Origin of the sequence: Ruegeria discodermiae (assembly GCF_030758345.1) — a bacterium.
Taxonomy (GTDB): domain Bacteria; phylum Pseudomonadota; class Alphaproteobacteria; order Rhodobacterales; family Rhodobacteraceae; genus Ruegeria_C.
Map to the genome: position 1 here is coordinate 91,059 of NZ_JAVAMO010000003.1, position 18,050 is coordinate 109,108.

General features: G+C 61.6%; 21 protein-coding genes. 9 read left to right on the forward strand and 12 right to left on the reverse strand.

What is annotated here, in order from left to right; translation table 11 throughout:
- The first annotated feature begins 9 nt into the window (after nucleotides 1–9).
- A complete protein-coding gene (gene lpdA / locus Q5Y75_RS09510) occupies nucleotides 10–1,398 on the forward strand; it encodes a dihydrolipoyl dehydrogenase (RefSeq protein ID WP_306196665.1) in 1,389 nt (462 codons plus the stop codon).
- A 21-nt stretch (nucleotides 1,399–1,419) separates the two neighbouring features.
- Here the strand turns inward: lpdA and Q5Y75_RS09515 are convergent, their stop codons facing one another.
- Nucleotides 1,420–1,998, reverse strand: coding sequence for a TetR/AcrR family transcriptional regulator (locus tag Q5Y75_RS09515; RefSeq protein ID WP_306196668.1), 579 nt, complete (start codon nucleotides 1,996–1,998; stop codon nucleotides 1,420–1,422).
- Between the two features lie 100 nt (nucleotides 1,999–2,098).
- Between Q5Y75_RS09515 and Q5Y75_RS09520 the strand changes: the two genes are divergently transcribed.
- Entirely contained in the window at nucleotides 2,099–2,692 is a 594-nt protein-coding gene (locus Q5Y75_RS09520) for an NAD(P)H-dependent oxidoreductase (RefSeq protein ID WP_306196670.1), read from the forward strand.
- A gap of 68 nt (nucleotides 2,693–2,760) precedes the next feature.
- On the opposite strand, the gene Q5Y75_RS09525 is transcribed toward Q5Y75_RS09520, so the two are convergent.
- From Q5Y75_RS09525 to Q5Y75_RS09535, 3 genes are read right to left on the reverse strand one after another with little or no spacing between them, the layout of a single operon-like run.
- Nucleotides 2,761–3,495: a lysophospholipid acyltransferase family protein gene (locus tag Q5Y75_RS09525; protein ID WP_306196672.1), complete on the reverse strand. Its 735-nt coding sequence runs from the start codon at nucleotides 3,493–3,495 to the stop codon at nucleotides 2,761–2,763.
- Entirely contained in the window at nucleotides 3,495–4,394 is a 900-nt protein-coding gene (locus tag Q5Y75_RS09530; RefSeq protein WP_306196675.1) for a cell division protein FtsX, read from the reverse strand. Before Q5Y75_RS09530 ends, Q5Y75_RS09525 begins: the two co-directional genes overlap by 1 nt.
- On the reverse strand, nucleotides 4,391–5,068 hold the full coding sequence (locus tag Q5Y75_RS09535; RefSeq protein WP_306196676.1) for a cell division ATP-binding protein FtsE: 678 nt from the start codon (nucleotides 5,066–5,068) through the stop codon (nucleotides 4,391–4,393). The genes Q5Y75_RS09530 and Q5Y75_RS09535 overlap by 4 nt, the downstream gene beginning before the upstream one ends.
- A 184-nt stretch (nucleotides 5,069–5,252) precedes the next feature.
- Between Q5Y75_RS09535 and Q5Y75_RS09540 the strand changes: the two genes are divergently transcribed.
- Nucleotides 5,253–6,164, forward strand: a complete 912-nt coding sequence (locus Q5Y75_RS09540; RefSeq protein ID WP_306196678.1) for a zinc-ribbon domain-containing protein — start codon at nucleotides 5,253–5,255, stop codon at nucleotides 6,162–6,164.
- 5 nt (nucleotides 6,165–6,169) lie between these two features.
- Here Q5Y75_RS09540 and Q5Y75_RS09545 read toward each other — a convergent pair whose 3' ends face one another.
- The 8 genes from Q5Y75_RS09545 to argH all read right to left on the reverse strand — a co-directional run bounded on the left by Q5Y75_RS09545 (nucleotide 6,170) and on the right by argH (nucleotide 13,317).
- Nucleotides 6,170–8,731, reverse strand: a complete 2,562-nt coding sequence (locus tag Q5Y75_RS09545) for a TIGR02302 family protein (protein WP_371933247.1) — start codon at nucleotides 8,729–8,731, stop codon at nucleotides 6,170–6,172.
- 38 nt (nucleotides 8,732–8,769) lie between these two features.
- Complete coding sequence (gene lysA, locus Q5Y75_RS09550) at nucleotides 8,770–10,035, reverse strand: diaminopimelate decarboxylase (protein ID WP_306196680.1); 1,266 nt, start codon at nucleotides 10,033–10,035, stop codon at nucleotides 8,770–8,772.
- Between the two features lie 216 nt (nucleotides 10,036–10,251).
- Nucleotides 10,252–10,650, reverse strand: a complete 399-nt coding sequence (locus Q5Y75_RS09555; RefSeq protein WP_306196682.1) for a hypothetical protein — start codon at nucleotides 10,648–10,650, stop codon at nucleotides 10,252–10,254.
- Nucleotides 10,651–10,693: 43 nt separating this feature from the next.
- Nucleotides 10,694–11,092 carry an ankyrin repeat domain-containing protein gene (locus Q5Y75_RS09560; RefSeq protein ID WP_306196684.1) on the reverse strand — a complete coding sequence of 133 codons (399 nt, stop codon included), beginning with the start codon at nucleotides 11,090–11,092 and terminating at the stop codon, nucleotides 10,694–10,696.
- 12 nt (nucleotides 11,093–11,104) lie between these two features.
- A complete protein-coding gene (locus Q5Y75_RS09565) occupies nucleotides 11,105–11,407 on the reverse strand; it encodes a DUF2834 domain-containing protein (protein ID WP_306196685.1) in 303 nt (100 codons plus the stop codon).
- A gap of 61 nt (nucleotides 11,408–11,468) precedes the next feature.
- Nucleotides 11,469–11,639 (reverse strand): hypothetical protein, encoded by a 171-nt coding sequence (locus Q5Y75_RS09570; RefSeq protein ID WP_306196686.1) that lies wholly within the window; start codon nucleotides 11,637–11,639, stop codon nucleotides 11,469–11,471.
- Nucleotides 11,636–11,929: a hypothetical protein gene (locus Q5Y75_RS09575; RefSeq protein ID WP_306196688.1), complete on the reverse strand. Its 294-nt coding sequence runs from the start codon at nucleotides 11,927–11,929 to the stop codon at nucleotides 11,636–11,638. Before Q5Y75_RS09575 ends, Q5Y75_RS09570 begins: the two co-directional genes overlap by 4 nt.
- Entirely contained in the window at nucleotides 11,926–13,317 is a 1,392-nt protein-coding gene (gene argH / locus Q5Y75_RS09580) for an argininosuccinate lyase (RefSeq protein WP_306196690.1), read from the reverse strand. Before argH ends, Q5Y75_RS09575 begins: the two co-directional genes overlap by 4 nt.
- 26 nt (nucleotides 13,318–13,343) lie before the next feature.
- Between argH and Q5Y75_RS09585 the strand changes: the two genes are divergently transcribed.
- The 6 genes from Q5Y75_RS09585 to phbB all read left to right on the forward strand — a co-directional run bounded on the left by Q5Y75_RS09585 (nucleotide 13,344) and on the right by phbB (nucleotide 18,048).
- Nucleotides 13,344–13,907, forward strand: coding sequence for a TlpA family protein disulfide reductase (locus Q5Y75_RS09585; RefSeq protein ID WP_306196692.1), 564 nt, complete (start codon nucleotides 13,344–13,346; stop codon nucleotides 13,905–13,907).
- Nucleotides 13,908–13,974: 67 nt separating this feature from the next.
- Nucleotides 13,975–14,331 carry a hypothetical protein gene (locus Q5Y75_RS09590; protein WP_306196694.1) on the forward strand — a complete coding sequence of 119 codons (357 nt, stop codon included), beginning with the start codon at nucleotides 13,975–13,977 and terminating at the stop codon, nucleotides 14,329–14,331.
- Nucleotides 14,332–14,568: 237 nt separating this feature from the next.
- Nucleotides 14,569–14,850, forward strand: a complete 282-nt coding sequence (locus tag Q5Y75_RS09595) for a hypothetical protein (protein ID WP_306196696.1) — start codon at nucleotides 14,569–14,571, stop codon at nucleotides 14,848–14,850.
- 103 nt (nucleotides 14,851–14,953) lie between these two features.
- Nucleotides 14,954–15,793, forward strand: coding sequence for an EAL domain-containing protein (locus Q5Y75_RS09600; protein WP_306196698.1), 840 nt, complete (start codon nucleotides 14,954–14,956; stop codon nucleotides 15,791–15,793).
- A 178-nt stretch (nucleotides 15,794–15,971) separates the two neighbouring features.
- The gene (locus Q5Y75_RS09605; RefSeq protein ID WP_306196700.1) at nucleotides 15,972–17,147 is read left to right on the forward strand and encodes an acetyl-CoA C-acetyltransferase; all 1,176 of its coding nucleotides are present in this window, start codon (nucleotides 15,972–15,974) and stop codon (nucleotides 17,145–17,147) included.
- Between the two features lie 178 nt (nucleotides 17,148–17,325).
- The gene (gene phbB / locus Q5Y75_RS09610; protein ID WP_306196702.1) at nucleotides 17,326–18,048 is read left to right on the forward strand and encodes an acetoacetyl-CoA reductase; all 723 of its coding nucleotides are present in this window, start codon (nucleotides 17,326–17,328) and stop codon (nucleotides 18,046–18,048) included.
- Nucleotides 18,049–18,050: the final 2 nt, after the last annotated feature.

Genomic DNA, 18,050 nt, shown 5'->3' on the forward strand with positions numbered 1-18,050 from the left:
ACCATTGAAATGGCAAGTTATGACGTCATCGTAATCGGAGCAGGCCCCGGCGGCTATGTCTGCGCCATCCGCTGCGCCCAGCTGGGGCTGAAAACCGCCGTTGTCGAGGAGCGCGAGACGTTGGGCGGCACCTGCCTGAACGTCGGCTGTATCCCCTCCAAGGCGCTGCTGCATGCCAGCCATTCCCTGCATGATGCCGAGCACAACTTCGCCAAGATGGGCCTCAAGGGCAAATCCCCCTCGGTCGACTGGAAGCAGATGCTGGCCTACAAGGCCGACACGATCGACCAGAACACCAAGGGCATCGAGTTCCTGTTCAAGAAGAACAAGATCGACTGGCTCAAGGGCTGGGGCTCGATCCCTGCCGCTGGTCAGGTCAAGGTGGGTGACGAGACCCATACGGCCAAGAACATCATCATCGCGTCGGGCTCCGAACCCTCGTCGCTCCCCGGTGTGGAGGTGGACGAAAAGGTGGTCGTCACCTCTACCGGCGCGCTGGAACTGGGCAAGATCCCGAAAAAGCTGGTGGTCATTGGCGCAGGCGTGATCGGGCTGGAACTCGGCTCCGTCTATCAGCGGCTGGGCTCTGAAGTGACCGTCATCGAGTTCCTCGACGCGATCACGCCGGGCATGGACCCCGAGGTGCAGAAGACCTTCCAGCGCATCCTGAAGAAGCAAGGCATGAATTTCGTGATGGGCGCGGCGGTGCAAAAGACCGAAGCCACCAAGACCAAGGCCAAGGTCACCTACAAGCTGCGCAAGGATGACAGCGAACATGTGATCGATGCCGACACGGTTCTGGTCGCCACCGGGCGCAAACCCTACACCGAAGGGCTGGGCCTCGAAGCGCTGGGCGTCGAGATGAACCCGCGCGGCCAGATCAAGGTGGGCCAGGACTGGCAGACAAACGTCAAGGGCATCTACGCCATCGGCGACTGCATCGACGGTCCGATGCTGGCCCATAAGGCCGAGGATGAGGGCATGGCCGCCGCCGAACAGGTCGCCGGCAAGCATGGCCATGTGAATTACGGCGTCATTCCCGGCGTGATCTACACATGGCCCGAAGTGGCCAATGTCGGCGAGACCGAAGCGACGCTCAAGGAACAGGGCCGCGCCTATAAGGTGGGCAAGTTCATGTTCATGGGCAATGGCCGTGCCAAGGCCAATTTCGCCGCCGACGGGTTCGTGAAAATCCTCGCCGACAAGGACACCGATCGCATTCTAGGGGCCCATATCATCGGCCCCGGCGCGGGCGATCTGATCCACGAGGTCTGCGTGGCGATGGAATTCGGCGCCTCGGCTGAGGATCTGGCGCTGACCTGCCACGCCCACCCGACCTATTCCGAAGCGGTGCGCGAGGCAGCGCTGGCCTGCGGCGACGGACCAATCCACAGCTAAACGATCCGGCCCCGGCAGCGCTCAGGCGGCCGGGGTCAACCAAGCCTCCAGATAGACCTGCAACCTGTCGGTGAATGTCGTTGCGGAATGCAGGGCGCAGAATCTCAGGGACATGGCCTGAATGGCAAAGGCCTGGACCCCTTCAGCCAGCAGGTCAGCCGAGATATCCTGTCGGACATCCGCCGTTTCGAGCCAGCCACTGACCACGCGAAAATAGCGTTCAAAGCAATGGGCAATGGGGCCGATCTCGGTGATGGCGGTTGCGCCTGAATAGCGCAGCAACAGGTCGAAGACATAACGTTCCGAGGTCATGACGCTGTGAATGGGCTCCAGCGCGGCGATGATCTGGTCCACCGTTTTTGGCGCGGCGCCACCCTCGACCTCATCAAAACAAGCGGCGAGCCTTTCCCCGATCAGGATTTCCATCAGCGCATCCTTGTCGTGGAAATGCGCAAAGAAAGTGCCCTTGGCGACACCGGCGGCCTGAACCACCTCTTCCACCCGAAGCGCCTCGTAACCGTTGCGCGCGACCACCTCGACAGAGGCTGCAAGCAGCCGGGCGCGGGTTTTGAGCGTGCGTTTTTGAACTGGCTTCTGCATACGCCTTGGTTGCATGCTTTTTGACCATGGTCAAATTTTTTATTGACCATGGTCACTTTTTGATTCTAAAACTGACCATGGTCATTTTTAGGAGATTCCCATGCCAACCAAGAAAATCCTCATCCTAGAAGGGCACCCTGCCGAAAGCAGCCTGTCCAGAACCTTTGCCCAGACCTATGGCGGTGCGGCCCGCAGTGAAGGGCATGCGGTCCGGATCGTTCATCTGAGCGATCTGGAGTTCGACCATGATTTCGGTCAGGGCAGCTATCACGACTTCAAACCGCTGGAGCCCGTTCTGGAACAGCTGCTGCAGGATTTCGAATGGAGCGATCATCTGGTTCTGACGACACCGATGTGGTGGGGTGGTCTGCCCGCCAAACTGAAGGGGCTGATCGACCGGATGTTCATCCCCGGGCGCACCTTCGACACCCGCAACACCACCAGGAGCGGCCTGCCCGCCCCGATGCTGACAGGCCGCACGGCGCGCGTCATCCTGACATCGGACACGCCGGGCTGGTTCATGCGGCTGTTTTATCGGCAGGCCCTCATCCGGCAGATCCGGGGGCAGATTCTGGGCTTTGTCGGGTTCAAGCCAACCCGCTTCACGTATTTTGCAGGCGCAAGCCAGCCCAAGCCGGGCAATGTCGCGCGCTGGATTTCGCAGGTCTCAAGGATCGGCGCGGCGGCGGTCTGAGCGGTGCCGCATGATCCGCGCAATCTTGCACCCCGGCGGCGCGGCGGGATCGGGCGATATTTAGCTCTCTACCGCGCGTCGTTCGGATCAAACCCCACCTCGTGCATCAGCGCGTTGGAGCGGCTTTCGATGGCCTGCTCCAACGCGCTCATAAAAGTGTCACGCCCGGTCCCGGGCGCAATGGTGGGCAGAAACTCGACCGTGGCGGTGCCGGGCTTGCGCAGGACGCCGGTGCGCGGCCAGAACACGCCCACATTGGTCGCCGCTGGCACGCAAGGGTATTCCAGACCTTCATAGAGGATCGCGGTGCCCACCTTGTATTTCTTGTGCACGCCCGGCGCGACACGGGTGCCCTGCGGGTAAATCACCAACTGGCCGGGTTCGGAGAACTCCGCCGCCACGTCCTTGACCATCTTGGCCACCGCCGCGCCCTTCTTGCCGCGATCCACCGGGATGCAGCCCAGCCGCTTGGCGTAAAGCCCGATAAAGGGCGTCCAGAGCAGCTCACGCTTCATGATGAATTTCGCGCGCGGCACCGCATCGAAGATCAGGATGATGTCGAAAAATGACTGGTGTTTGGCCGCGATCACCACCTCACCGGTCGGCACCTCGCCGCGTACCTCGCCATGCAGGCCAACCATCCAGCGCGCCATCCAGATCACCGAGCGGGCATAGAGTTTGCAGGCTCTGAGCGCGCCATTTTTCGAGAGCAGTGCGTAGGGCGAGAACAGGATGCCCAGCACCGCCATCCACGCGTACATGACGATCTTGAAGATCAGCGATCGGATCCATTGCAGCGCCATCAACTCAACTCCTTCAGCCTGCGCCTTGCGGCGGCCCAGGTGGAAACAAAGGCGACTACCGCACCCAGCACCGGGATCAGCAAGGGCAGCGCCCAGCCGATGCCGCGAAATCCAAGGCCGGTCAGAAAACCGCCCTCATCCGAAGCGGCGGGCAACAACATCACCCCAATCATGCCAAGCACAACCCCTGCACTTGCCCCGATCAGGGCACGCAAGGTGAAGCGGCGCACAAAGGCTCCGGCGATATAGCGATCCTTGGCCCCCACCAGCCGCAGCACCGCGATGATCTGCGCGTTTGCAGCAAGCGCTGCATTGGCTGCCAGTGTGATCATCGCCGCCGTCGCCCCGCCGATCAGCAGGATCGCGATCAGGCCCAGGCGGCGCAACCCGTTGGCCGCATCGACCAGGGGTTCGCGCCAGCGCGTGTGATCGTCCAGCACCGCGCCCGGCACCTCGGCGCTCAATCTCAGACGCAACCCGGCAATATCATAACCCGGCTCACCAGCGGTAACCTCAATCAGCTGCGGCACCGGCAGTGCATCGATGGGCAGGTCTGGGCCGAACCACGGCGACAGCAGCGCCGCCTGTTCCTCGGTGGAAAGCGCCCGGGCATTGGCAACGCCGGGCGTCTGGCGCAGGAGTTTCAGCGCGGTTTCGGTCTGGGCCGCGCGCTGCTCGGCGGGCGCATTGATCCGCAGGGTTGCAGCCTTCGCAAGCTCCTGAGACCAACGATCCGCCAACCGGCCCGACGCCAGCGACAGCGCCAGGGCAAACACCGCCAGAAACGCCATCGCGCCGGCAACAAAGACCGTCAGTTGCGCGGTAAACCCGGTCGGCGGCACAACGCGGTCGGCTTGCTTGTCGCTCAGCAGCAATCCCCGGATGGTTCCCTTGCTCACAGATCAGCCCCCGCAAGTTGCAGACCCTTGTTCGAAATGCGCAGCACGCGGGCCTGTACCTGGCTCTTGGCGGCGCGGATCAGGCTCAGGTCATGGGTTGCGATCAGCACGGTCTTGCCCATCCGGTTCAGTTCCACCAACAGGTGCAAAAGGCGCTGAGACATGTCCCAATCGACATTGCCGGTGGGCTCATCCGCCAGCACCACATCAGGCGACATGATCACCGCACGGGCCAGCGCTGCGCGCTGCCGTTCGCCGCCCGACAGTTCTGGCGGCAGGGCATCGGCGCGCGCAGACAAGCCAACCCAATTCATCAACTCTTTGAGATTGTCTTGCTCGCCACCCTGACTGCGCCCTGAGACGACCAACGGCAAGGCAATATTCTCTGATAGCGGCAGGTGATCGAGGAAACGGCAATCCTGATGCACGACGCCGACCCGGCGCCGCAACAGGGCCAGATCGTCACGATCCAGGGCGCCCATGTCCCGATCAAACACCTGTACCCGCCCCGCCGTCGGCAGCAATGCGCCATAACAGAGCTTTAGCAGGGTGGTCTTGCCCGCACCCGAAGGGCCGGTCAGGAAATGAAACGAGCCGGGCGCAAGCGACACTGAGACATTGCTCAGCAACTCACCACCGCCATAGCTGTAGCCCACGTTTTCGAGCTCGATCAACACTGCCCCCTTTGTTCTTTGGCCGCCTTCTTGCCCTAGTCGGGATGTGGTTTCAATGCCCCGACCGGGGCGGTTTGGCGACACTTCCGTTGAGTTTTTGCAAATCTCCCTTTTCGCCCAGACATTAAGAACTTATCATCGCGCAAAAAACCAAAGCAGGCAGATCCCGAAGCCCGGAGGCAGAATGCGTCTTACTTGTCCGAATTGCGGCGCTCAATATGAGGTCCCGAGCGAGGTGATCCCGCCTGAGGGGCGCGATGTGCAATGCTCCAATTGCGGCGAAACCTGGTATCAAGCGCATCCCGACCACCCCGAGGCGCAGACCGATTTTGTCGAAGAGCCCCCTGCCAAGGAGGTCGAGGACAGCAGTGAGCCTGCCGAAGACCACTCTGAACCGGAGATTCAGTACGACCCCGAGCCCCCAGCCCCCGAGCCAGAGCCAGAGCCAGAGCCAGAGCCAGAGCCAGAGCCAGAGCCAGAGCCAGAGCCAGAGCCAGAGCCAGAGCCAGAGCCAGAGCCAGAGCCAGAGCCAGAAATCATCGCGGCGGAACCAGCCGCACGCAACCTCGATTCCGCCGTCTCCGACATTCTGCGCGAAGAGGCCGAACGCGAAGAACAGCTGCGCGCATCCGAGGCCGACAGTCTGGAAACGCAGCCCGAATTGGGGCTTGAAACCCATCCCGGCGACGAGCCCGAACGCCGCGCCCGCGAGGCCCGCGAGCGCATGGCCCGCATGCGCGGCGAAGAACCCGTCGCCGATCACGCTGCCGCCGAAACCGGCGCGCGGCGCGGCTTGTTCCCCAATATCGACGAGATCAACTCAACCCTGCGCAACAATGGCGAGACCGAGCCCGAACACATCGATCCCGAGGTCGAGGATGAGGTTCCGCCCGCAAGCCAAAGCGGCGGATTTCGCCGTGGCTTCATTTCGATGATCCTGCTGGGGTTGGTGCTGGCGCTGCTCTATCTTTATGCCCCGGCGATCGCCAGAAGCGTTCCGCAGGCCGAACCGATGGTCAGCGCCTATGTCGCGCTTGTCGATCAGGCTCGGATCTGGCTGGATGCAACAGCCTCGGGCGTTCTACCCACGCAATAGGCCGGTCAGAACCGGTCCAGCAGCCGTCTGAGGTAGTCCAACTCGATCTGCGGGCGCTCTCCCTCGCCGCTGCGGCGGCGGATCTCGTCCAGCAATTCGCGGGCGCGGCGATAGACATCCTCGCCCTGCAACAACTGCTCGTCGGTTCCGATCGAGCCTTGTGATCCCGGATTGCGCCCCAGCGGATCGCGGTTCTGGGCGCGCATGTCGCCTTCCTGCGTGCCCTGTCCGGGCTGCTGCTGTTGCTGCGCCAGCGCCTCGCCCAGCGCGCGCATGCCTTCGCGCAGCGCTTCCATCGCTTCGGATTGCCGGTCGATGGCATCGGCCATATCATTTTGCCGCAACGCTTCCTCGGCGCCTTCCATGGCGCGGCCGGCCCGGTCCAGCGCGTCGCGCGCCGCGTCGCCTTCGGGCGTGCCTTCGCCGGGCAGACCTTGCTGCTGACGGCGCAGCTCATCGCGCAGCGCCTGCTGACGATCCGCAAGCGAGCCCTGCCCGCCATCACCTTGTTCGTCGCCTTCGCCCTGACGCTGGCCCTCCCCTTGGCCTTGCCCTCCCTGACCCTCGTGGCTTTGACCACGCCCGGCCCCGCCGCTGCGGCCTTCGTTTTCCTGGCTCTCGCCCCGGTTGGCGTTTGGATTGAACTGTTCTTGCAGATCGCGGAACGCCTGATCGGACAGGCCCTGCTGGTTGCGCAGGGTCTCGGCCAGACCTTCCATCGCCTGCTGACCTTCGGATTGCTGGCCTTGTCCCTGGCCTTGGGTGACGCGCATGTTCTCCATCATTTCCTGGAGTTCCTGCAGCGCCTGCTGCGCTTCGGCCATTCGGCCTTGTTCCATCAGTTCCTGAATGCGATCCATCATGCGCTGCAGATCGTCCTGCGTCATCTGCATCGATTCGCCATCCTGACCCTGCTGGCGCTCGTCGCTGTTTTCGTTGTCCTGCTGGGCCTGGCGCTGCAATTGGCGCAAATAGTCGTCTGTGGCCTCGCGCAATTCCTGCATCAGTTCAGCGATTTCCTGGTCCGAGGCCCCGTTTTTCATCGCCTCCGACAGGCGTTCCTGCGCGCGGCGCAGCCGTTCCAGCGCGTCCGACAGAGTGCCCTCTTCGAGGATGATCGCCAGATTCCAGAGCGCTTGTGCGATCTCCTCCTGCTGCTTGGGTTTCAACCCAAACTCGTTGAAGGTTTCCAGCCGCCGCAAGGTCACGCGCAGGCGCAGGTAGGCGGTTTGCGAGCGAAACACATCCTCGGGCCGGTGCGACACCGCGCGCAAAATCTGCGCAACGCGCGCCCCGTTCGAGCGCGCCCAAAGCAGGTCACGCCGCTGTTCGATGATCGCCGCGGCCAAGGGCTGGAAGAACCGGCGCGCAGGCAGGTTGGTCTGCAGCGGTTCCGCTATGCCTTCCTGATCCGCCGCATCGCGGGCAGTGAGCGTGATTGTCACCGGCAGATTGGCCCAGGGATGTTGCGAGAAATCCTCGATCAGATCCTCGGTGAAGATATCCCGATCACCGGTGATCGGCATTGGCAGATCGACCGAGACCGTCTCACGCGGGTCGGGGTCGGATACCAGCCCGTGGCGGCGATCGATCGAGGGCAGATCGAGCGTGATCTCGGCGGTGCCAGAGACCACGCCGTAATCATCGCTGGCCGTGAAAGGCAAACTCATCTGCCCGGCGGCCTGCGCCTCGGGCACACCGGCCACGGCGATCTGCGGTGCGGTATCGGATACCACGTTGACCGTCCAGGCACGCCCGCCATCGCCGTTGATGGCCAGCGATCCATCGCGGGTGACAATCAGGGTCTGTTCCGGCTCGGATGCCGCTACAGCGCCGCTCTCGGAAATCGTTTCGCTCAGTTGCAGTGCGCCGACCTCGCCGTAAAAGCGCAGCACGATGCGGCTGCCTTGAGGAACGCGCATCTCCGGATCGGAGATATCATTCAGATAAAGCGTCGGCAGTCCGGTATAGCGCGGTGGCTCGACCCAGCCTTCCCAGGTCGGCCCCTGCGCGGCGGTTGCGGCACCCGGAGCCATGTCGGTTAGCGACCCGGCCCGCCAGACCGAACCGAACAGAACCGCCACGCAAAACACCAGCAATGCCGCATAACGCAGCGCGTAAGGGTCGCGCGCGGCCAATCGCAGATCGGGCTGCACCGGCGCGGCGGCGGCGGCCCGTGCTGCCATCCGGTCCTGATGCGCCCGCCAGAGCGCGACCGAGGCCGCGTCCCGCTCGCCGATCGCCTGATCGTCCAGCAGCGCCTGAATCGGGCGGCCCGGCAGGGTCTGATCCAAGCGTGCCAGCGCCTCGCCGCGCGACGGCCAGTGAAACCGCCGCGCGCCCCAGACCAGCGCCGCCAAAGATCCGGCCACAGCCGCAATGCCGCTGGCCCATACCATCTCGACCGGGACAAGATCGTGAATGCCCAGCATCAGCAGGGCACAGGCCGTCAACAGGATCGAAATCAGGGGCCAAAAACAACGCAGGAGTCGCTCCGAGAGCATCCCGATACGGGTCAATCCCAGCGACCAGCGCGGGACAGGCAGATATGTGGACCGGTTTGACACGTAACTTGGCCTCCTGACGGGCCAGCGCCGCTAAAGCGTCAAAGCCACGCAGGTATGGTATCGCGGTTTATCATTTCGTCAAAGGTCGGGCGTGGGCGAATAACCGCGAATTGATCCTCATGCACCAGAACTTCGGGGATCAGGGGGCGCGTATTGTATTCGCTGGACATCACCGCGCCATAAGCCCCGGCACTGCGAAAGGCCACCAGATCGCCCGCAGTGAGCTTGGGCATGTTGCGCTGTTTGGCAAATGTGTCACCACTTTCGCAAACGGGCCCCACGATGTCATAGGGCTGCTGTTCCGCACCCGGTGCAGTTTCGATCACCGGCACGATATCGTGATAGGCCTCATACATGGCGGGCCGGATCAGGTCGTTCATGGCGCCATCCAGGATCAGGAAATCGCGACCCTCGCCCGATTTCACATAGATCACCTTGGACACCATCAGCCCGGCATTGCCCGCGATCAGGCGGCCCGGCTCGATCTCGATCTCGCAGCCCAGATGACCCACGGTGCGTTTGATCAGCGCGCCGTATTCCACCGGCAATGGGGGCGCTTCGTTAGAGCGCGCATAAGGAATGCCCAGCCCCCCGCCCAGATCGAGACGGCGGATACTGTGACCTTCGCTGCGCAGCTGCTCGGTCAGTTCAGCGACTTTCCTGTAGGCCAGCTCGAACGGCGCAAGCTCGGTCAGTTGCGAGCCGATATGCACGTCGATGCCGATCACCTCAAGCCCCGGCAGCGAGGCCGCCAGCGCATAGACTTCGGAAGCCCGCGCAATCGGAATGCCGAACTTGTTCTCCGATTTACCAGTAGCGATCTTGGCATGGGTCTTTGCATCGACATCCGGATTCACGCGTATTGTGATGGGTGCCGTCACCCCCAATTCCGAGGCGATGGCGCTGACTACCTGCATCTCGGGCTCGGATTCGATGTTGAACTGCCTTACACCGCCACTCAGCGCCGTGCGGATTTCCGCTGCCGTCTTGCCGACGCCGGAAAACACGATCCTGTCGCCGGGTACACCTGCTGCTTTCGCCCGCAGATACTCCCCTTCCGAGACCACATCCATCCCCGCGCCTGCCTGCGCCAGCGTCTTCAGGATCGCCTGATTGCTGGCCGCCTTCATCGCGTAACAAACCAGATGCTCGGTTCCCTCCAACGCCTCGTCAAACAGTCGGAAATGGCGCAGGAGCGTGGCAGTGGAATAGACATAGAACGGCGTGCCCACCGCAGCGGCAATCTCGGCCAGCGGCACATCTTCGGCATAGAGGCTGCCGTCGCGATAAAGAAAATGATCCATGCGCCCGCGCTTAGACTGAAATGCGTTGCAGGATCAATGGGGTTGTTGCGCCTGTACTGATCTGCTCTTTCACAGATCGCTGAACCTTCGAAACCGGAGCGGTCATTCAAAGATGGTACGTCGAACGACAAGTAGGAGCGTGGTCATCAAGTATCCGGGGCTATGAAGGAATGACGCCGCCACTCAAGAGCCCGCTCTCAAGTGCGGCGATCAATATCAGCCATCACCGGGATAGAGCGTTATCCTCAAAGATGTCTTGAGCGCGGCCATTCTCGAAATAGTGTCCACACTTAGTCCCTGGTTGAAGCCCACAGGCGCATCTCCGAGATCGTAGGCCGCATTGAATTCACGCAGCTTGCACTGCTCAAATGCTCTTCGTTCTTGCTCGGGAAGGCTCTCCAAAATGTTGAGCATGGCGACAATGGTGGTTTCAACATCCACCCAAAAACAGTCATCCTCTTCGCCAATGATCCCCAAAACTGTGGTCCAATCACCGTCTCCATTCTGATGAGTGCCCAGAACCATCATGCCAGCGGCTTCCAGCTTCTGGTTGAGACCATCAAGCGGAACGGTTGAGATAAGGTCCAGATCGGTGTTTCTGTATCTGGTTTTCATGCAACACCCCACAAACCGGTACCTTGCCAACTCGAAAGCACAGTCATGTCGCCTTCCTTAAGACCTTCGCGGCATCCAGACACCCGCGGTCAATGGCAGTGTCCAATGGGGTCTTGCCTGCTTCGCATTTCGCGCGCGGATCCGCTCCGGCATCAAGCAGTTTTTGAATCATTTCTGCATCGTTCCTGAAGGCTGAAACATGCAGCGGAACATATCCAAGGTCCCCAACGGCGTTTACATCAGCTCCGGCTTGAATGAGCGCCAAGGCCGAGTAGCGCTCTGTGTTATAAAGCAAACAGTGCAGCACGCCGTCGCCATCCGCTCCTCGGCTGTCAATCGTCAGCTTCGCTTGCCCCATTTCAGCGGGAAACATGCGCTCTGAGATCCGTTCGAGGATTTCATCCACGGTTTCACGACGTTTGAATTTGTTGCGCTTCGCCATCTCTGCGGTCCCTCAGTGTCTGGAGCGTAGAAACAGATAGAGGGGCAGTCCGCAACTGACCCCGATGCAGAAGGTGGCAGGGATGGCGATCAGATTGATCCAAGCCCGGCGGGTGAGGACCTCAGCGATGATCCAGAGGGTCAGGGCGATGGCCGCGATGGTCAGGTCCCAGACCAGGCCCGAACTTGCCGCATTGGCGTGCCAGGCATCCGCCATCGCAAAAAGGTCAAAGCCGTTCTCGCGGAACCACTGCAGGAAATAGTACATCGGGTGGATCGCGCCCCAGATGGCGAGCGCGAGGAAGACAAATCTCATGGCGATCTCCGGTTTCCGCCGCAGCTAGCGCGCCAGGCGGGATCAGCCAGTCTTTACTGGCTCAGAAGCCCAGATAAATGCCCAACGGCCCCTTGTTCAAACCGACGGCACCACCGACATAGCCGCCGCTGCCGCCAAAACCGCCATAAGCGTTGAGCGTTGGCTGCACCGGTTCGCCATCGGCACCGCAAGCCGCAACTGCCAATAAAGCAAGAATGCAGAGTTTTCTCATAGTCCCAACCTCAATCCACCCAGGCCCAGGCCCACCCGGATCGGCGAGTTACCGACCCGCACCGATGCCGCCGGTCCCCCGGTTCCGACAGTGACCGCCGCATTGCCGGTATCGACAACATCGACGCTCGCGCCAACGCCGCCCGTGCCCGCGCCGACATTGACGGGGCCGGAACTGGCACCAACCCCCACCGCACCACCATCCGCACCAACCGAGGCACCGACGCCGGTACTCGTCTGCTCGCAGGCAGCGAGAAATACGAGTCCGGCCAAGGCAGCGAGGTGTTTCATCCCAGAATGCCTTTCCATCTCTGAACCTGCGCGCGCACCTGAACGGGCGCAGTTCCACCATAAGATGTCCGCGAGTTTACCGAATTTTCAACTCCAAGAACACTGTAGACATCCTGCGTGATGTCGCCGTGGACCTCCTGCATCTCGGCAAGGCGCAGATCGGGCAGATCGCAGCCACGGCTTTCCGCGCGCGCCACCAGCGTTCCGGTCACGTGATGGGCATCGCGGAAAGGCAGGCCCAGAACCCGCACCAACCAGTCGGCCAGATCGGTGGCGGTGGAAAACCCGCTACCCGCCGCCGCCGCCAGGCTGTCGCGGTTGGCGGTCATGTCGCGCACCATGCCCTCCATCGCCGCCAGCGCCAGCATCCAGTTGTCAGCAGCGTCAAAGACCTGCTCCTTGTCTTCCTGCATGTCCTTGGAATAGGTCAGCGGCAGCCCTTTCATCACCATCATCAGCGCCGTATTGGCTCCATAGATACGCCCGACCTTGGCGCGGATCAGCTCGGCGGCATCCGGGTTCTTCTTTTGCGGCATGATCGACGAGCCGGTCGAGAAGCGGTCGCTAAGCGTGACAAACCGGAACTGCGCCGAGGACCAGATCACCAGTTCTTCGGCAAAGCGGCTGAGATGAACGGCGCAGATCGACGCGGCCGACAGGAACTCCAGTGCGAAATCCCGATCGCTGACCGCATCCAGCGAGTTGGCCGCGGGCCGATCGAAGCCCAGCGCCTTGGCCGTGATGTCCCGGTCAATCGGAAACGATGTCCCCGCCAGCGCCGCAGCACCAAGGGGCGATTCGTTCATCCGGGCGCGCGCGTCGCGCACACGGCTCAGGTCGCGCCCGAACATCTCGACATAGGCCATCATGTGATGGCCCCATGTCACCGGCTGGGCGGTTTGCAGATGGGTAAAGCCCGGCATCACCCAGTCGGCCCCGGCCTCAGCCTGTGACAAAAGCGCGCTGATCAGGGCCAGCAACCCGCTTTCGGCCGCGTCCAACTGATCGCGCACCCAGAGCTTGAAATCGGTCGCCACCTGATCGTTGCGGCTGCGGCCTGTGTGCAAGCGGCCCGCGGGTTCGCCGATGATCTCTTTCAGCCGCGCCTCGACATTCATGTGGATGTCTTCCAGCGCGGAGGAAAAGGTGAAATCCCCAGCTTCGATCTCTGACAAAACAGTGAGCAGCCCTTCCCGAATGGCCTCGGCGTCACTATCAGTAATAACGCCTGTCGCGGCCAGCATCGCCGCATGGGCGCGCGACCCTGCGATGTCCTGTGCAGCCATGCGCTGATCGAACCCGATCGAGGCATTGATCGCCTCCATGATCGCGTCTGGTCCGGCGGCAAAGCGGCCGCCCCACATCTGGTTCGAGGTCGTGTCTGTCATTGGTCTGAAAACCCTTCGGAGGGGATATGAAGAAACTGTTGCTTGCGCTCGTCTATACCGCCCTCGCTTCGGGTGCAAATGCGGCTGGCGAAGATCTGAGCACGCTGGAGCCGTTGCGCGAAGGCGATATGAAAAAGCTGGTGTTTCACCTCGAACCAAAACCTGCATCGTCCCAGAGCTTCGATCTCGCCGATGGCGCAGGCACCGCAACGCTCGCCGACTATCAGGGCAAATATGTGCTGCTGAACTTCTGGGCCACATGGTGCGCGCCCTGCCGCAAGGAAATGCCGATGCTGTCCGCGCTTCAGTCAGAATTCGGCGGTGACCAGTTCGAAGTGCTGACGCTCGCCACCGGTCGCAACGCGCCTGCGGGCATCAAGAAGTTCTTTGGCGAGATCGGCGTCGACAACCTGCCCCGGCATCAGGACCCCAAGATGGCCGTGGCGCGGGAGATGGCGGTACTTGGTCTGCCGATCACGGTGATCATTGACCCCGAAGGCAACGAGATCGCCCGTCTGCGCGGCGATGCCGACTGGAACTCCGACAGCGCCAAAGCCATCATTGCTGAACTGATCGCCCCCGGAAGCTGATCGGGAATCACACGACAGGTCCGGAATCTGTGGCATACTCCCACACATCCAGCGGGGAGTATCGCGCGTGAAACCAATTGCCCTTTTCCTGACCATTGCCTTGACCGGGTTTGTTGCCACGACGGCAAGCGCCGGGGAGATCAAGAAAGAGAAGCAGTTCCTTGAGGAGGTTGCCGGGCGCAAACTGGTGATGGGCCATAGCTGGGTCAGGATCGCTCCCGAAGGCTCGGTAAGCGGACGGGGACCCAAAGGGGGCGAGATCACGGGCAACTGGCAATGGGACGGGCGGTATTACTGCCGCGACATCACCATCGACGCGGTGCCGCTTGCGCAGGATTGCCAGACTGTTTCGGTCCGGGGCAATGTGGTGACCTTTACCCACAAGAAAGGCAAGGGCGTGCCTGTAAGCTGGGTGATCGAATAGCGCGGCCGCTCCGGAAAATCGCGCGAATCGGTCACAAACGCCTCTGATTTTCCCTTTATCTTTCCAAATTCCGCCAAAGACTTGCGCGATGGTTCACGGATCGCTGAAGTGCGCCTCCATTGAATACAAGCAAGTGGCGCTTACATAATCCTCACTTGAAGAGCGGCGAAATTCGTGCCGGGCGGCTGTCGCCCCGCAAAAATGAAAGCTGGGATGACGATGGTCATGACGACGTCTATGCGCCTTTTTCTGTTTGCCGGATGTATAGGAATTTTCCTTGCCACTTTCGCTGTGCAGGTGCTGCCCGGCATTCCCCTGCTCTATGTTTCCGGTCTGGGATTGATGGGTGCAGGCGCGCTGGGATGTGTTCTGGTCAGCCTGCCGCAACTCCTGACTTCGCGAAAGCCGCGTTTCCAAGAACTGCAACCGCCACGCGCGGATCACTTCGCCCCGGTCAATTCGGCAAATCAAAACACCGCCCCACTGTCCAAACGCACCGCAAAACAAATGGCGCGGTGACCGGCAGGCACATGTGATGCGTCTAAAATCCACGCCTTAAGCCCCTGTTTACAGTTTTGGGCCAATGCTGTCCCGGTCTCCATGTCGCGCAGGAACCCGGGTCATGATCCTGAAACGAGAACGCCGCAAGGCCGATCTGCCAGAAGGCGCCGAAAGCCCACTCGACAATGCGGTGGAACGGCGCAACAAATCCGTACTGCAGATGGCCAAGGATGCGGTCCGGCACAAACAATGTTTGCTGGCATTTCAGCCGGTGATGCAGTCCCGTACACCCAATCAGATCGCCTTTTACGAAGGCTTCATCCGGGTCCTCGATGAAACCGGCCGGGTGATCCCCGCGCGCGAGTTCATGCCAGCAGTCGAAAACACCGAAGTGGGGCGCGACCTTGACTGTATCGCGTTGGAAAGCGGGCTTAAAACCTTGTCCAAAGCCCCCCATATCCGCTTGTCGATCAACATGTCCGCGCGCTCGATCGGGTACAGCCGGTGGATGCGTATCCTGGAACGCTCCCTGAAACGTGACGAAGCGCTGGGGGAACGGCTGATCCTGGAAATCAATCAGGGCTCGGCAATGACGGTGCCTGAGTTGGTGATCGATTTCATGGACCGCCTGCAGGATCTGGGCATCGCCTTTGCGCTGGACGATTACGGCGCCGATCCGGTCTCGTTCAGTCAGTTCCGCGATTTCTTTTTCGACGCCGTGAAAATCGATGGGCAGTTTGTTCGCCAAGTCAGTTCCGACACCGGCAATCAGGCCGTTGTGCGATCCCTTATCGCCCTTGCACGCGAATTCGACATGCTGATTGTGGCCGAATCGGTGGAGACCGAGGAAGACGCCCGGTTTCTGGTCGAAACGGGCGTCGATGCCTTGCAGGGCTATCTGTTTGGTGCGCCCAGCGTCAATCCGCCCTGGCAGAGCGACAGTCAGCGCCGCAGGGCCTGATCGCGGCTTGCGCGCCGCGCAACCCGGACCTGCGCAACAAAGCTACCGGTTGCTGCAATTTCAGCATTGCGCTATTGCCAATGTCAGAGCGGGGATGACCGGGCGCTCTGGGGACCAATTCAGGATCCCAACAGCGTCGAACAAGTCCCGCTGACCCTGACGGCAGAGGACTGACCACATGACAAACGTAGTAATAGCATCGGCGGCGCGCACAGGCGTCGGCAGTTTCGGCGGCTCATTTGCCAACACGCCAGCACATGATCTTGGTGCGGCTGTGCTGGAGGCCGTGGTAGAGCGCGCGGGCGTCGACAAAGGTGAGGTCAGCGAGACCATCTTGGGTCAGGTCCTGACCGCAGCACAGGGTCAGAACCCGGCCCGTCAGGCACATATCAATGCCGGTCTGCCACAGGAAAGCGCGGCCTGGGGGATCAACCAGGTCTGCGGGTCGGGCCTGCGGGCTGTCGCGCTGGGCGCACAACACATCCAACTGGGCGATGCAGAGATCGTGGCTGCGGGCGGCCAGGAGAACATGACGCTCAGCCCCCATGCCGCCGCACTGCGCGCCGGTCACAAGATGGGTGACATGAAATATATCGACACCATGATCCGTGACGGGCTCTGGGATGCGTTCAACGGCTATCACATGGGTCAGACCGCCGAAAACGTGGCCGAGAAATGGCAGATCAGCCGCGACATGCAGGACGAATTTGCCGTGGCCTCGCAGAACAAGGCCGAAGCCGCCCAGAAGGCGGGCAAATTCGCCGACGAAATCACGCCCTTCACGATCCAGACCCGCAAGGGCGACATCGTGATGGACAGCGACGAATATGTCCGCCACGGCGCGAACATGGAAGCCATGGGCAAGCTGCGCCCCGCCTTCACCAAGGACGGCTCGGTCACGGCGGCCAACGCCTCCGGCCTGAACGATGGCGCTGCCGCAACGCTGCTGATGTCGGCGGAGAATGCCGAGAAGCGCGGAATCGAGCCCCTGGCCCGGATCGCGTCTTATGCCACGGCGGGGCTGGACCCGTCGATCATGGGCGTCGGTCCAATCTATGCGTCGCGCAAGGCGCTGGAAAAAGCCGGTTGGTCGGTGGACGACCTCGATCTGGTCGAAGCCAACGAAGCTTTTGCCGCGCAGGCCTGCGCCGTGAACAAGGATATGGGCTGGGACCCCTCCATCGTGAACGTCAATGGCGGTGCAATCGCGATTGGTCACCCGATCGGCGCCTCGGGCTGCCGGGTGCTGAACACGCTGCTCTTCGAGATGAAGCGCCGGGACGCCAAGAAAGGCCTCGCCACGCTCTGCATCGGTGGCGGCATGGGCGTCGCGCTCTGCGTTGAGCGGGATTGAGCGGTTCCGTTACCTATCAGATAGGGCGCTTTCGAGCGCCCTTTTCTTTGCGCTCCAATCGCCCCTGCGACAGATTGGACGCTCCAAAACACAATAAAACGACAGCAACATAATTGCGCATCTCGCATCAGGGCAGTAACAACATTACCAAGGCCAGATTAATTTGGAGGATCCCTCAATGGCACGAACGGCACTCGTCACCGGCGGCTCACGCGGCATCGGCGCGGCAATTTCCAAGGCACTGAAAGCGGAAGGCTGCAATGTCGCCGCCACCTTTGCTGGCAACGAAGAAGCCGCCGCCGCGTTTACCGCGGAAACCGGCATCGCCACCTACAAGTGGAACGTCGCCGATTACGACGAATCAAAAGCGGGTATCGAGAAGGTCGAGGCCGATCTTGGCCCGATCGACATCGTGGTGGCCAATGCGGGCATCACCCGCGATGTACCGTTTCACAAGATGACCCCGCAGCAGTGGCATGACGTGATCGACACCAACCTCACCGGCGTGTTCAACACGGTTCACCCGGTCTGGCCCGGCATGCGCGAGCGCAAGTTTGGCCGCGTCATCGTGATAAGCTCGATCAATGGCCAGAAGGGTCAGTTCGCTCAAGTGAACTATGCCGCGACCAAAGCCGGCGATCTGGGCATCGTGAAGTCGCTGGCGCAGGAAGGCGCCCGCGCAGGCATCACCGCCAACGCGATCTGCCCCGGCTATATCGCGACCGAGATGGTGATGGCAGTGCCGGAAAAGGTGCGCGACTCGATCATTGCTCAGATTCCTGCAGGTCGTCTGGGCGAACCGGAAGAGATCGCCCGCTGCGTGACCTTCCTTGCCTCCGACGATGCGGGCTTTGTCAATGGCTCGACCATCTCGGCCAATGGCGCACAATTCTTCGTCTGACA

Coding starts and splice junctions, on each gene's coding strand:
- Q5Y75_RS09520 (WP_306196670.1), top strand. CDS start 2,099: ATGCCAACCAAGAAAATCCTCATCCTAGAAGGGCACCCTGCCGAAAGC.
- Q5Y75_RS09605 (WP_306196700.1), top strand. CDS start 15,972: ATGACAAACGTAGTAATAGCATCGGCGGCGCGCACAGGCGTCGGCAGT.
- Q5Y75_RS09565 (WP_306196685.1), bottom strand. CDS start 11,407: ATGAGATTTGTCTTCCTCGCGCTCGCCATCTGGGGCGCGATCCACCCG.
- Q5Y75_RS09585 (WP_306196692.1), top strand. CDS start 13,344: ATGAAGAAACTGTTGCTTGCGCTCGTCTATACCGCCCTCGCTTCGGGT.
- Q5Y75_RS09570 (WP_306196686.1), bottom strand. CDS start 11,639: ATGAGAAAACTCTGCATTCTTGCTTTATTGGCAGTTGCGGCTTGCGGT.
- Q5Y75_RS09525 (WP_306196672.1), bottom strand. CDS start 3,495: ATGGCGCTGCAATGGATCCGATCGCTGATCTTCAAGATCGTCATGTAC.
- Q5Y75_RS09600 (WP_306196698.1), top strand. CDS start 14,954: ATGATCCTGAAACGAGAACGCCGCAAGGCCGATCTGCCAGAAGGCGCC.
- argH (WP_306196690.1), bottom strand. CDS start 13,317: ATGACAGACACGACCTCGAACCAGATGTGGGGCGGCCGCTTTGCCGCC.
- Q5Y75_RS09540 (WP_306196678.1), top strand. CDS start 5,253: ATGCGTCTTACTTGTCCGAATTGCGGCGCTCAATATGAGGTCCCGAGC.
- Q5Y75_RS09560 (WP_306196684.1), bottom strand. CDS start 11,092: ATGGCGAAGCGCAACAAATTCAAACGTCGTGAAACCGTGGATGAAATC.
- Q5Y75_RS09555 (WP_306196682.1), bottom strand. CDS start 10,650: ATGAAAACCAGATACAGAAACACCGATCTGGACCTTATCTCAACCGTT.
- Q5Y75_RS09595 (WP_306196696.1), top strand. CDS start 14,569: ATGCGCCTTTTTCTGTTTGCCGGATGTATAGGAATTTTCCTTGCCACT.
- lysA (WP_306196680.1), bottom strand. CDS start 10,035: ATGGATCATTTTCTTTATCGCGACGGCAGCCTCTATGCCGAAGATGTG.
- phbB (WP_306196702.1), top strand. CDS start 17,326: ATGGCACGAACGGCACTCGTCACCGGCGGCTCACGCGGCATCGGCGCG.
- Q5Y75_RS09515 (WP_306196668.1), bottom strand. CDS start 1,998: ATGCAGAAGCCAGTTCAAAAACGCACGCTCAAAACCCGCGCCCGGCTG.
- Q5Y75_RS09575 (WP_306196688.1), bottom strand. CDS start 11,929: ATGAAACACCTCGCTGCCTTGGCCGGACTCGTATTTCTCGCTGCCTGC.
- lpdA (WP_306196665.1), top strand. CDS start 10: ATGGCAAGTTATGACGTCATCGTAATCGGAGCAGGCCCCGGCGGCTAT.